This is a genomic window from Pirellulimonas nuda (assembly GCF_007750855.1).
Lineage (GTDB): Bacteria > Planctomycetota > Planctomycetia > Pirellulales > Lacipirellulaceae > Pirellulimonas > Pirellulimonas nuda.
Genome location: NZ_CP036291.1, coordinates 3,273,861 through 3,286,934, shown reverse-complemented (window position 1 = coordinate 3,286,934; position 13,074 = coordinate 3,273,861). Strand labels below are relative to the sequence as shown.

The 13,074-nt window shown below is 67.6% G+C and carries 12 protein-coding genes; 3 read left to right on the top strand and 9 right to left on the bottom strand.

The features are described 5' to 3' along the window. Positions 1–18: 18 nt before the first annotated feature. From Pla175_RS12975 to Pla175_RS12960, 4 genes are all read right to left on the bottom strand, one after another. A complete protein-coding gene (locus Pla175_RS12975) occupies positions 19–1,074 on the bottom strand; it encodes a glycoside hydrolase family 130 protein (protein WP_145285383.1) in 1,056 nt (351 codons plus the stop codon). After that, the gene (locus Pla175_RS12970; protein WP_145285379.1) at positions 1,071–1,301 is read right to left on the bottom strand and encodes a hypothetical protein; all 231 of its coding nucleotides are present in this window, start codon (positions 1,299–1,301) and stop codon (positions 1,071–1,073) included. The genes Pla175_RS12975 and Pla175_RS12970 overlap by 4 nt, the downstream gene beginning before the upstream one ends. 88 nt (positions 1,302–1,389) lie before the next feature. After that, positions 1,390–1,791 carry a hypothetical protein gene (locus tag Pla175_RS12965; RefSeq protein ID WP_145285376.1) on the bottom strand — a complete coding sequence of 134 codons (402 nt, stop codon included), beginning with the start codon at positions 1,789–1,791 and terminating at the stop codon, positions 1,390–1,392. A gap of 180 nt (positions 1,792–1,971) precedes the next feature. Next, positions 1,972–2,520: a hypothetical protein gene (locus Pla175_RS12960; protein ID WP_145285372.1), complete on the bottom strand. Its 549-nt coding sequence runs from the start codon at positions 2,518–2,520 to the stop codon at positions 1,972–1,974. A 352-nt stretch (positions 2,521–2,872) separates the two neighbouring features. On the opposite strand from Pla175_RS12960, the gene Pla175_RS12955 reads away from it, so the two are divergent. Further along, positions 2,873–3,469, top strand: a complete 597-nt coding sequence (locus Pla175_RS12955; protein ID WP_145285368.1) for an SOUL family heme-binding protein — start codon at positions 2,873–2,875, stop codon at positions 3,467–3,469. A 92-nt stretch (positions 3,470–3,561) separates the two neighbouring features. Here the strand turns inward: Pla175_RS12955 and Pla175_RS12950 are convergent, their stop codons facing one another. From Pla175_RS12950 to Pla175_RS12935, 4 genes are all read right to left on the bottom strand, one after another. Then, positions 3,562–4,905 carry a B12-binding domain-containing radical SAM protein gene (locus Pla175_RS12950; protein WP_145285364.1) on the bottom strand — a complete coding sequence of 448 codons (1,344 nt, stop codon included), beginning with the start codon at positions 4,903–4,905 and terminating at the stop codon, positions 3,562–3,564. Positions 4,906–5,525: 620 nt separating this feature from the next. Next, positions 5,526–5,996 (bottom strand): hypothetical protein, encoded by a 471-nt coding sequence (locus Pla175_RS12945; protein ID WP_145285361.1) that lies wholly within the window; start codon positions 5,994–5,996, stop codon positions 5,526–5,528. A gap of 145 nt (positions 5,997–6,141) precedes the next feature. Then, positions 6,142–6,687 carry a DUF1572 family protein gene (locus Pla175_RS12940; RefSeq protein WP_145285357.1) on the bottom strand — a complete coding sequence of 182 codons (546 nt, stop codon included), beginning with the start codon at positions 6,685–6,687 and terminating at the stop codon, positions 6,142–6,144. Positions 6,688–7,180: 493 nt separating this feature from the next. Then, positions 7,181–8,440 carry an MFS transporter gene (locus Pla175_RS12935; RefSeq protein ID WP_145285353.1) on the bottom strand — a complete coding sequence of 420 codons (1,260 nt, stop codon included), beginning with the start codon at positions 8,438–8,440 and terminating at the stop codon, positions 7,181–7,183. A 211-nt stretch (positions 8,441–8,651) separates the two neighbouring features. On the opposite strand from Pla175_RS12935, the gene Pla175_RS12930 reads away from it, so the two are divergent. Further along, the gene (locus tag Pla175_RS12930) at positions 8,652–9,965 is read left to right on the top strand and encodes an alpha-amylase family protein (protein ID WP_145285350.1); all 1,314 of its coding nucleotides are present in this window, start codon (positions 8,652–8,654) and stop codon (positions 9,963–9,965) included. Positions 9,966–9,975: 10 nt separating this feature from the next. On the opposite strand, the gene Pla175_RS12925 is transcribed toward Pla175_RS12930, so the two are convergent. Next, complete coding sequence (locus Pla175_RS12925) at positions 9,976–11,229, bottom strand: FG-GAP repeat domain-containing protein (protein WP_145285346.1); 1,254 nt, start codon at positions 11,227–11,229, stop codon at positions 9,976–9,978. A gap of 405 nt (positions 11,230–11,634) precedes the next feature. On the opposite strand from Pla175_RS12925, the gene Pla175_RS12920 reads away from it, so the two are divergent. Further along, entirely contained in the window at positions 11,635–12,495 is an 861-nt protein-coding gene (locus Pla175_RS12920) for an SDR family oxidoreductase (RefSeq protein ID WP_145285342.1), read from the top strand. Positions 12,496–13,074 lie beyond the last annotated feature (579 nt).

The window sequence follows — 13,074 nt, the reverse complement described above, 5'->3', positions numbered from 1 at the left end:
GCGAGTCGGTATTGGATGTCAGTTCAGCGACGCGAACAACGCGGCGCGGGAGAACTTCGCGGCGCCAACGGCGGTGTCCGCTGCGCCGTAGTAAGCGGTGAACGTCTCCCCGCTGTCGATGAGCGCCGTTGGGAAAACCACGTTCGGCACGAATCCGCACCGTTCGAACTCGGCGACCGGTCGCATGATGGGCTCCGACGCCCGCCGTACAATACGTGCTGGATCGGCAAGGTCGAGCAGCGCGGCGCCTGCGCAGTAGTCGCCGACGCCGCCCGGCCGTCGCGGAGCGCCGCATCCGTGGTAGACCATCAACCACCCCTCGTCCACTTCGATCGGCGGGGCGCCGGCGCCGACCCGCTCGCTCTCCCAATCAGCAACTCCGGCGAGCAAGGGCTCGTGGTCGCCCCAGTGCAGCAGGTCGGGGGACCGGGCCAGCCAGACCTCGGGGCGGCAGAAGTCGGTCTTCGCGGTTGGCCGGTGGAGCGCGACGTACTTCCCGTCAATCTTCCTAGGAAACAGCACGACGTCCTTGTTCTCTGGGGGGAAGATTACCCCGTGACGCTCGAACGACGCAAAGTCGTCGGTCGACGCCAGGGCCGTCGCCGCCCCGTGCCGAGACACCGCGACGTACGTGATCCAGTAGCGGCCGTCGATCTGGGTGATGCGGGGGTCCTCGATGCCGTACTCCTCGTTGATCGATAGGGGCAGGATCGCAGGGCCCGCTTCCCATCGATCGGCGACCTCGTCCGATTGCAGGAACACACGCAGGTGAGAGACGGAGGTCAGTCGCGTGCGGCCGTCGAGCCGCTGGCGGACCACCCGGGGGTCGCTCCGATCCAGCTCGGCTTCGGGCGTCCAATCGACAATCAGCTCGCCACCGGACGCATACCTCGGGAGCCCTACAAAACCTGGCCGCTGAGCGCACGGTCTTTCTGCGACCCTGGCGATTAGCGCGGCGCCCTCATTGAAGCGTACGGCTCCAGGGTTGAAGACGCCGATCACGTCGTGCTGGCTGTTCAGTGGCCGCAGGTCTTCCGGGCCCATCAATCGATGCTGTGACAGGCGGAGCGTCATGGACGCAACCGAGCCGCGCCATTGAAGGCGCCGGGCTTCTTGCTCGCCTGCACCGGCGGCGGGTTTGCTCGGGCCTCCTCGGCGCGAAGCTCGCGCCGCTTTCTATCCGCCATCACGCTGTGGCATTGCGGATGGATCCCGCCGATCGAATAGGAAACGTGCCCGCAGACGGGGCACTTCTGCTGGGGTTCGGCACGGATTAGCGGCTCTGGTTTCTTTTCACTCATCGAGGCTGTTCTCTTAACGAGTCGATAGGTCGGAATGAGGACGCAAGGTTAGCCCCACCGTGCTTGCCGGTGGGCGGCAAAGGCCGATTCACTGGGGCGCTGGTTCGACGAGGTAGGCAGTCCCGTCCGGCGATCGCGACAGGTCGTAGCCCGCGGTCAACTGCAGGGCTCCGCCGGACTGCGCGGCGAGGACTGCGTCGGCCGCGGCCGCGGCGAGGGTTGGCTCGTCCTGGCCGGGGGCGTCGAGGACCACGAGTTGCAGCCCCGGTCGGGCAAGCATTCGCTCAAGGTGGCCGACCACGAGCGGGTACGGCCTCCACGGGGGCCGACCGCTGCCGCGGAACCGATCGTACGCCTCACGGTTGGTGAAGCCGTAGATGGCCGTACAGGACTGCCCGTCGGACGTCACGCACGACGGTCCGAGCGGGTGGTTGTCTTCTGCGATCAAGGCGTAGTGCGGAGTGGCCCCGACAGCGGTGCTCGGTTGCATGCTTTTATCTATGTTCCTACAGAAGGATGGGCCGGGACTCGGACGTAGCACTCAGCCTCCGCCCGCACGCCCGAGTGACGAACGCGCCGCTCCTGCGCGGCGGAAACTGCGTGCCCCGCCCCAGCCCTTCATCTTCAATCCGGCAGGCGCCGCTCTCGCCGCGCAGTTGCGCAGCAGATCTCAGGGATGCTTGCGTGGGCTCTTGCCTACTTCGCTGCTGTCGGCCGCCGCTTGGCTCGGGCTGGTCGCCGCCAACGCTCGACCCCGCTCTGCTACGGACCGGAACCGCATGCCTGCAGGCAGCTCGTACCGTTCGGCTCGGATGAACCAAAAAGCCAGCCCCCCTGTGTTGTGCGACGGCTGGCCCGTGGCCGACGCCGCGCGCACCCCCAAGGACCCCTTGCGGCCGGTCTTCTTCCACCCGCGTCTTTCCATCACGATCCGCACAACCACGCCGATCGCTTGGCGGAGCCTCTTGGTCTCAAAGGGATGAACCGCCGCGAAGTAGGCGTCGATCGCGGGTTCTGCCTCCAGCTCGCGGATCACCCCCGCCAGGGGCGCCCGATCGTGGTGGATCTCTGCATCCTCCATCCGTTGCTGGCGGTCGCTCGTGCTAAAAAACGCCAGCACCGCGTCCAGCGGCTGCGCCGAGTCGTTGAGCACGTCGGAGAAGGTACGGCCCTGCCGATCTTCCGCGAAGTCGCTCCGTGATATCTCGACGGCGGGCACGGCGCGTCTCCTGGAATGCTAGACATCTGGCAATAAGCAGATACAAATATTGTATCTGCAAGATCAGCGTTGTCAACGGTCGATGGCGTCCACAGTGCGTGGCCAAAGCGGGGCGTCTCTCTTACGACATCGATGACACGGCAGAGCTGGCCATCGCGCCGCAGCGTCCTAGGCTATTTAGGAGACCCTAACTGGCGGCGAACGACTGGGCGTCCTTGCCCGAAGCGTGGCGCCGCCCCCTTGGGGGCCGGTGCCCCCCGGGGGCCCCCGTTCCGAACGCGCCGAAAGAGAACTGCTCACGTCTCATGCCACCGGCGCCGCCCCAGCGGCCCACTCAACAGCCCAGCCCGTCATGAATCGAAGACGCATGGTCTACCTCGGCATCGCCGCCGCCCTAGTTGTCGCCGCCTATTTCGGGTGGAGGCTCACGGCGCGCAGCAGCTACGAGTCGGCGGCCTACACCGTGCTCGAGTCGGAGGGCCCGTTCCAGACGCGGGAGTACCCCGACCTGATGCTGGCGACGACCGGCACGCCGGCCGGATCCCAGGCAGAAGACGGGGGCTTCATGCGGCTGTTTCGGTACATCGACGGCGCGAACCAGGACGCCGAAAAAATAGCGATGACCACCCCCGTCTTTATGGAGCCCGCGGCGGACGATGCGCCGGGCCAGATGGGGTTCGTGCTCCCCAAACAGGTCAGCGAGCAACGCATCCCGGCGCCGTCCGGCAAGGGGGTCCAGATCGAGCGGCGACCGGGGGGACGGTTTGCTGTCGTGCGTTTCGCGGGGCGGATGAAGACCGACTCGGCCGCCAAGGCCGAAGAAGATTTGCGTGCGTGGATGGCCCAGAAGGGGCTGGTCGGCAGCGGCGCCGCCGAGCGAGCCGGCTACGATCCCCCCTGGACCCCCGGACCCCTGCGCCGCAACGAGGTCCTCATTCGACTGCAGTAGGCCGCGGCAGAAGGGGGGCGCGTGCATGAAGGCGGGCGGGGCCGGAGAAGGTGGTCCGCGCGGCCAACTGCGACCCCTCGACGCGACGCCGGTCAAACCAATGCGAACGTGCTCTTCGAGAGGCCGATCTCGCGGTAGCTGAGATTGCTGGTCCACGCGAACTCGGTGGCGTCCCATCGGCCGGTGGCGGCGAGGGTCTTCTTGGCCTTTGCCTTGAGGACCTTCATGTCGTAGACCCGGTCGAGGCATTCGCGCATCGTGTGGGTGAATTCGTGGACCGTCATGTCACGCGGCTCGAACACCACTTCGGTGAGGTTGTAGCGGTCCCAGTCCGCGGGGAAGTTCGCGTGGCGCAGGCGGCCTTCTTTCTCGAACTGCTTGAACAGCTTTGTTCCCGGCAGCGGCGTCATGGCGGTCATCTGCACCACGTCTACGTCGCTGTCGATGATGTAATCGGCTCGGCGGCGGAGCTTGTCGGGGGTGTCGCCGTCGATGCCGAAGATGAAGGCGCCGAGCACGGCGATGCCCGCGTCGTGGATGCGGCGGAAGATCTCGCCGTAGGCGTCGCTGCCCCGCTTCTTGTTGAGCCGCTTGTTCACGGCGCCCAGCGCATCGCCGTCCTCCGCCTCGATGCCCAGGAAGATCATCTTGCACCCGGCGCGGGAGGCCCAGTCGAGCACCTCGGGGTCGTCCGCCACGTTCACCGACGCCTGGCAGAACCACTGCTTCTGGATCCCCCGATCGACCATGCCGCGGAACAGCTCCAGCGTCTGCGCCCGATCGGCCGTGCCGTAGCCGATGATGTTGTCGTCGACGATGAACAGCAGTTCTTGGGGGATGGTTTCCAGTTCCGCGAGCACCTCGTCGTTCGGCCGGCGGCGGTAGCGGCGGCCGTTGAACGTGGTGACCGAGCAGAAGTCGCAGTCCATCGGGCAGCCGCGCGAGGTTTGGATCGAACCGAAGATGTACCCGGGGTGGAACAGGTCGCGGCGTGCTTGGGGGCGATCCGTCAGTGACGTCAGGGCGCCCGCGTACAAAGGGGCTAGCCGCCCATTGCGGGCGTCGGCCAGCAGTTGCAACCAGACGCTCTCGGCTTCGCCGGTAACAACCGTATCGGCGAATTGCTGCGCCTCGCCCGGGCACATGGAGGCGTGGATGCCGCCGATCACGACGGGGACGCCCAGCCGGCGGTAGTGGTCGGCGATCTCGTAGCCCCGGTTCACGCTGCTGGTGAACGCCGTGAGCGCCACGAGGTCGGCGTCGCGGTGGGTGAAGGTCTCGAAGTTCTCATCGATCAGCTCCACCTCCCACTCGGGCCCAGCCATGCCGGCGAGGATCCCGAGGTTGAGCGGGGGGAACCGTGAGCTGACGCTCGCGGCGAATCCGGTGCGCAACGGATTGACGGGATTGATGAGCAGCAGGCGGGGGCGCGACATGGCTGATAGCGGGGCGGGGTAGGGGTGGCGTGCAGAAGCGATGGCATGGCGGCGTGCGGCGGGGCGCCGCGATGATCCCGGGGCGAGCCCTGGGCGCGTCCGAGGAAGAGACGCAACCCGGTTGTCGCTCGAATCAGCAACGCCCCTCGGTTTCTCGGGCAACCCCCGTTTCGGCAACGCATGCGTCGCGGCAACGGACCACCGATGGCGCCTGGCTGCTTCGCGTGCGGCGGATTGCCCCTCGTTTAGGTTTCGTCATTCGGTCTTGTACTCCCTCGACTATTTCTGCACAAGCGGGTGCATAATTGGCAAAACAGGACGCGAGGGGGGGAATTGGGACCCGGCCTTGCTCCTGTTTGAGCATCCGCATCGGGTTACCGGACCCGCTCCTTATCGTGTAACCCTGGCTCAAAACCGGGGGCCCCTCCGACCCGGCTGATGCCGCCGCCACGCTGCCGTGAACGAGCGAGTCGCCACGCAGTTGTCGATCTCGCACAGCTGGCGCCTCTGGTTGGCGTCGACCCCGCCTGCTATCGCCCGGCGGACGTCGAGCCACCCGCCGTCGCACTCACGCTTGGGACGCGGTCCAAGATAGCTTTCGATGCTTGGTGCGACGCGTCCTACGGGCATCCGCGGTCGGCCGCCTTGCAGCGGTCTGTGACTCGCTGCCAGGCGTCCTTCGCGGCGGGCATGGCGGCCCGCCAGATCAGCATCGAGCCGCCGCGGCGTTCATACCAGCCCTGCGCGAGCTCGGGTTCGACACTGTCGAACTCATCTATGTCGTACCGGCACCGGCTTTCCCATCCGTACCGGTAGGCGGGGCCGTAGTCTTCAAGCAGGCAGAACGCAGACGCGTACGGCCGGCCCCGGAAGTGGCGACGCCAATAGGCCTGTTCGCAGTCGGCGTCGGTATGCGCGGCGACCAGCCTGCCCGGCAACGCGTCGCCGCTGATGGTTCTTGGCGCGTAGGCCGCGAACGGACCATCCGACCCGCCCCAGGCCGAGCCGCGGGGCAGGCCCGTGTAGATCTCCGCCTGCCCGGCCGCCGCGAGGCGCCGGCGTCCGCCTGACTTGCACGAGATTGTTTCCATATCCTTAACCGCCTAGACCGTGGAAGTGGAAGCGCCGGATCACAACGGCAGCCGACGCAGTGAGACAAGAAGATCCATCTCCTGCAAATCTCGCGCCGCGGGAGGGACGCGCTGCTCCCAAGCGCCACGCAGTCGCAAGCCGCCCCTACGCGCCGGGCGCCCGGCCGTATTGCTGGCGACCCCACGCCCCCGCGTTGTGCTGCTGAGAGCCGCCCCGGGCGATCGTGAGCGTCTCCCACCCGTCCCCCACCAGGATCCGGCTGATCAAGACGATCTGCACGGCGTGGTAGCCGCAGTGCGCCAGCGACCTGCCGACCGCCAGCGGAACCGACAGCCGTTCGCCGCGGATCGTGACCTCGCGGCTAAAGTCATCGGCGGTAAGCCGGCCGAGCGAACCGAGGCACGCTTCCCAGCCTCCCTGCCAGTCGGCCAGCACCTCGCTCCGGCTAGTGAGCGTATCGATAAATTCGTCGTCGCGGTTGCGCCACGGCTTCTCGCCGTCGGCCGTCAAGAAGTCGGTCCAGCGCGAGCGGAGGTTGCCGGCGACGTGCTTCATTATGACGGCGACGCTATTGGTCTCGGCGTGGAGCGCCGTGTGCAGCTGCTCGTCGCTGAGCTGCGCCGCCGCCCGTTCGGCCAGCAGTTTGTTGTACTCGAAGGCGGTACGGAATTCGGAAGCCAGGTTGGTCATTTGGTCACTCAGGAAACTGTTGCTAGTGCTTAGAACACGTCCATCGGCGCCTGCGCGTCACGCTCGTCGCCGACCGGCCCGCCACACGCCGACAACCTCTCGTCGGCGACGCCGATTCTAACAAGCCCGCCCCAAACAAGTGCCCGCCGATCCGCCGCATTCGCGTCCGCCTGCGTTCTTGGCACCTCAAGCGGCCGCGGTCCGTTGCCGCCAGTAATCGTGGAGCCGGGCCGACGGACGAGCGCAGGGCCCGCAGCGGTGCTCGCCCGCCGACGGATTTTTGGTGTCGGGTTCTGGCCGCCGATTGCAATCTAAGCGGTAGGGCAACGGCCGGGTCGCCGGCGTTGCCTGAACTCGGCGCTCCAAGCCCCAACTTCCGGCGAAGACCGAAGCGATGCGTCGCCTACGGAATAGGCCGAAGTTGGGCATGGGGCGCCCTCAAGGTTGATCCCCGCGGCCAGGGCGGTCGTCGTCCGCACAGCGGCTCGGCGTGCTAGTGCTCGCCCGCGCCGGGGTCCCCGAGCTTCCGACGGGTCTCGCCAGGATCGATGGCGAGCACCAGCCCGATGGTCGCCAACTGGTAGGCGCCCAGCGCCAAGTAGGCGCTAGGCATGTCTGACTCGAATATCCGCTCGAGCGGATAGGCGAGCTTGGCGCCGCGGACGTACGACATGTTCAGCAGCGCCATGTAGGCGGTGAACTGGGTGGCCGCGACCGGGGGCCAGGCGACCCCCATGAACAACGCGAACATCGACACCGCGAGCAGCCCGGTAAGCCCGCTCGCGGCGATGAACAGCGCCGCCACAACGCCGGGGCTGCCCCAGTAGTCGCTCAGCCCATAGTGGGCGAACCAGACGAGCGACAACGCCAGCACAGACGCGGCGACCGCCCGCTTGGCGCCGACCGCCGACGCCAACAGCCCCCCCAACAGGCAGCCCGCCAGCGCCACCCAGACGCCGTAGCTTCCCTCGAGCCTCAGGTACGCTTCGGTCGACCAACCCAGTTCGTGTTTTAGATAGACCGGCCAGAAGACCAACTGTGCGTTTACGGCGATCATTGAGCTGAGCGACAGCAGCGCCGCGAGCACCGACGACCGCACCGAGAACGCCCTGCCCAGTCGCCGCAGCACCAGGCCCATGCCGTCGCGGTTGGCGGGGGGCGTGCGGCCCTTGGCGGCGCCGATGCCCGGCAGCAACAGGTCGGCCGGGTGCTCACGCAGCAGCAGCGGGAAGGCCGAGATTGACAGCAGGATCGCCATCTGAACGGCGACCGCCGTGCCGATGCCGGCGGTGAGCAGCAGCCCGCCGATCAGGGCGGCGCCGAGGTAGTTGCCCAGGTACGACGAGCCGTACATGAAGCCGTTCGCTACGCCGCGTTCTTCTTCGGGCAGCAGGTCGACCGCCATCGCGTCGACCGACACGTCCTGCAGCGACGCGAACACGTTCGCCGTGAGGATCAGCACCCCGAGCCAGTACAGGTTCCCTTCCAGGTCCGGCATCAGCACGATGCTCGCCAGCGTGAGCATCAGACCGAGCTGCGCCCCTAGGATCCACGGCCGCCGGCGCCCCATCGGGTTGTGGCTGAAGCGGTCGATCAGCGGCCCCCACACCCACTTCAGGGCCCACGGCCAGCTCACCAGCGCCACCATGTTGCCCACCACGTCAGTCGCCACCCCCTGGTCGATCAGGTAGAGCTTCACCCCGGTCCTCACAAACCCGTCGGGGAGCCCCTGCGCGGCATACAACGCGCACATGGTGGTCAGACGGAGGCCTCGGCTGTGGTCGAGCGTCGGGAGGATGGGCGGCCGGCGTGGTTGTGGGGGCTTGGGCGGGCGAGCCGCGATTGTAGGCGATCGCTTGTGATTGCAGGAACCCGGATCGCCCCGCGAGCGAGCCGCCTCGCCCGGGGGCCGTCGCACGAGAACCGCGGTCCGCGCCGGCGCCCCGATACGTTAGCCTTGTGGCATGAACGCACTGAAAGACACGATTTGGTGGCACCTTTACCCCCTTGGCTTCTTGGGCGCGGCGCCCATCGCCGGCCAGCAGCAAGACGCGCCCCGCCGCCCCCTGAGCACGCTGGAACCGTGGCTCGACTACGCCGCCGAGCTCGGCTGCACCGGGATCGCGCTCGGGCCGATCTTTGCATCCGAGACGCACGGCTACGACACCGTCGACCACTTCCGGATCGATCCACGTCTCGGGGACGATGAAGACTTCGACCTGCTGGCGGCGGCGGCCAAAAAGCGGGGCCTGCGGCTGTTGCTCGACGGCGTCTTCAACCACGTCGGCCGCGGGTTCGAGCCGTTTGAACGCGCGGTGCGCGAGGGCCCCGACTCCGAGGCTGCGGGCTGGTTCCACCTCCGCTGGAAACGGGGGGCCGACGCGCCCCCGCGGGCGGGGGTGTTCGAGGGGCACGACGCGTTGGTGACGCTCAACCACCACGAGCCGGCGGTCGCCGACTACGTCGAGCGCGTGATGAACCACTGGCTGGCGCGCGGCGCCGCGGGGTGGCGCCTCGACGCGGCCTACGCCGTGCCGCCGTCGTTCTGGAAGCAGGTCTTGCCGCGGGTCCGCGCGCGGTTCCCGGACGCCTACTTCGTCGGCGAGGTAATTCACGGCGACTACGTGCGGATGGTCGCCGACTCGACCCTCGACTCGCTGACGCAATACGAGCTGTGGAAGGCCATCTGGAGCGCGCTGAACGACCAGAACTTCTTTGAGCTCTCCGCCGCGCTCGAGCGGCACGAGGGCTTCTTGCAGCACATGACGCCGATGACGTTCCTGGGCAACCACGACGTCACCCGCATCGCCAGCCAACTGCAAGACGAGCGCTGCCTGCCGCACGCGTTGGCGGTGCTGATGACGGTGGGGGGCTCGCCGTCGATCTACGCCGGCGACGAGCAGGCCTTCCGCGGCGTGAAAGAGCACCGCGCCGGGGGGGACGACGCGGTGCGGCCGGAGTTCCCTCCCAGCCCAAGCGGGCTGGCGCCCTACGGGCAGTCGATGCACGCGCTGCACCAAGAACTAATCTCATTGCGTCGCCAGCGCCCCTGGCTATGTGACGGGCGGACCGAGGTGCTGAGCCTGACCAATACCGCGCTCGTCTACCGCACCAGCGCCCGGGCGGACCCGCGGCAGTCCATCGACGTCGCGCTGAACATCGGCGCCAAGCGGCTGAAGCTGCCGCACGCGTCGTTCGAACTGCTGGCCGGCGGGCTCCACAACGCACGGAACATCGTCCCGCATCACGGCTGGGCGATCGGGCACATCGGCCAGTAGGGCGGCCGGTTTACGGGGTCGGCGCTGCCTGGCGGAACACAAACAGCCCCTTCTTGTTCCCGACGATCACGTCGAATAAGCCGTCGGAGTTGATGTCCTTGACCTCGACCTGCGTCCCCACCCCCGAGTTCTTATCGATCAGGTGCGGCGTAAACCGGACGCCGGACGCGTCGCGGACGGTCTCGAGCCACATCAGCACGGCCGGTTCGTCGGCGCCGGGGTCGCGTCCCGAGTGCGCCCAGTACCGTTTGCCCGTCACCAGGTCGGGGACGCCGTCTCCGTTGATGTCGGCAACCCCCAGGGCGTGCAGTTGGGAGACGCTCAACTCTGCTGGGTCGGCGGCCGGACGCTCGGGTATGATCGGGTGCTCGTGGAACGTGTGCTCGTCCCCCTCGCGATGGTTCTCGAACCACGCCAGCCCATACGCGTGGGCGTTCTTGCTGGTGACGACGTCGTTGTCGCCGTCGCCGTCCAGGTCAACGGCAAACATCTGCGCCCCGCCCGCTTCAGAAAACGCAACGGGGTGGAACCGCCACAACGCTTCCGCCGCGGCCCCGGCGGGCTGCTCCCACCAGCCGTTCTTCTCGAGCAGGTCGGCCCGCCCGTCGCCGTTCACGTCGCCGGCGCCCAGGCCGTGGGTGTAGCGGGTGTAGCCCAGGTCGGGCGAGACGGCGTGGAACGGCCACGCCTCGTCGGTCGGGCGCTCCGGCGGCGCCGCGTAGCCGAACCGCCCCCCCGCGATGCAGATCAGCTCGGGCGCGCCGTCCCCCGTCACGTCGACCAGCGCGGGCGACTCGTTGTCGACCGCCGCGAACGCCAGCCGCTGGCGCCACAACCGATCTTCTCCCTTGGGGTTCTCAAACCAAGAGGCGTCCTCGCCCGGCGCAGGGACAACCAGCACATCGACCCAGCCGTCGGCGTTGAAGTCGTGGGCAAAGGTAAAGAAGTTGTCCGAGTACCCCTTCGGCTCGTAGGGCTCGCCCGCCCGGTAGCGGTGGGGGCGATCGAACCCGGGCCCCGAGAACCAGAACGGACCGGCTATGAAGTCGGGCTGCCCATCGTTGTCGACGTCGGCGCAGGTAGCCCCTTCGCAGAAGAAGCGGTCGCTGACGAGCAGCTTGTCGAACCGTACGGGGGTTAGCGCCTGATGGTCCGCCGCGTCTATGGCCAGGCTCAGACCGGCGCCCAGCAGGCAGGCCGCGCAGCCCAGGGCTGGAATCAGGGGGCGGACGGTCCAAACGCGACGGGTGGCTTCGGTTGGCATAGAGATTGGCATAGAGAGAAGACGCGTTTGAGTCTGCTGTCGGTCGGGAAAAGAGACGGTCTCCGAGCGCAGCGGTGCGGCGTCGCACCACGCCGGCCATCCGCCGACCGGGCGTCGTTCGACAATCCGCCACCACGACGCGCCGGCAACCCCCGTAGGCTACTCGCCCCGGCCGGCCGACGCCACAGAGCGCGTCGCAGCAGCCCGAGAGCGGGTCGATGTCGCCACTTTGTTGCGAGCCCCAGGCCCTATTGTTGGGGCCGCCCGGCCAGCGGCCGCTGGCGCGGCGATCCAAGCGTTTGGCGTTCGCCGATCCATGCGGTAGGTTGACGGCCGCTTGGAGGGCCACGCGCCGACCGGCCTGCGACCGCGCCGCAACCCCTCGCGTGATCTTGGCAGACCTCAATGACTAAAATCGCAGTCACCGCCGCATGCGGCCGGCTTGGTTCGGCGATCGTGAGGGCCGCGATCGACGTCGTCGGCAGCAGCAACGTTGTCGGACTCGCCCGGACTCCGGGCAAAGCGGGGTCGCTCGGCGTCGAGGTCCGGCCCGGCGACTACGGGTCTCCCCGGGACCTAGAGGGCTCGCTCCAAGGCGTCGATGCGGTGTTGCTGGTTTCCGGGATGGACGCCCCGGAGCGGCGGGTTCCGTTGCACCGCAACGTGATCGAGGCGGCCAAGCACGCAGGCGTGCGTAAGATCGTCTACACCAGCGTCCAGGGGGCAGAGGAGGACACCGCGTTCTCGCCGGTGGTCCAAAGCAACCGAAAGACCGAAGCAGACGTCCGTAACAGCGGTCTCGAGTGGGTAGTGGGCCGCAATGGGATCTACATCGAACCCGATGTCGACTACATCGATTCGTACAAGGAGCGGGGCGAGATCGCTAACTGCGCCGGCGATGGGCGGTGCGGCTACACCACGCGCCCGGAGCTGGCCTACGCGTACGCACGGATGCTGAGCGAGCCCAAGCACAACGGTCAGACCTACAACCTGCACGGCCAGGCGATCTCGCAGCCGGAACTGGCCCGGTACCTGAACGACGCATTCGGCACGGATCTGAAGTACAGGGCGATGTCCGTGGCGGAGTACCGAGAAGAACGGGTTGCGGAACTCGGTCCGTTCTTGGGCGCCGTGATCGCGGGGATCTACGAAGGGATCCGCCAAGGCGCCTGCGATAACGTGAGCCAGTTCTCGGCAGCCGCCGGGCGTCCGCACCAAAGCTGGCCAGCGTACTTCCGGGGGCTTGCCGACCGGGGGCGCTCTTGAGCCCGCCGAAAGCCCAGGGCGCTACGGCCAGCGCCGATCACTTGATTGGCCGCCGGTTAGGCCGCGTCGCATACTTGGCGGTTGCGGGGCGGGCTACGCCGCGTCTCGCCAGCCACTAGCGGCTGCGTACGTGCATCGGATAGCCGCGGCCACCTGGGCGCCGCCAATGGGGGCGACAGACGGCTCCGGGCAGGCGCGGGACGAGCCGAGCGGCTCGCCGGGACACCGATTTGCCGCTGCTCGGCGCCGGGTTGGGCACAGGCCGGCAGGCGTCTTGCAAAAAAAGGAACCCACGAGTGGCTGGAAACCGCATGGCTTGTTAGACTGCACCCGGTGGGCGGACCGTAGGCCCCGGGCACTCCCTCAACTGCTGCTCCTAGCCGACGCCCCCAAAGTTATTTGCAAATGTTCCCGAGATTGCTTCGTAGTCTCTCTGGGTATGGAGCGGACAGGTACTTGCCGGCCGGAGTGCGAAGTCACTCCGGGCCGCATCTCGTTATCGTCTGTTCTCCTTATCGCTAGGTCGTCCTTGCAACAACGGGCAGCTACGCCGCATTCCCGCGGCGCGCCTAATACATG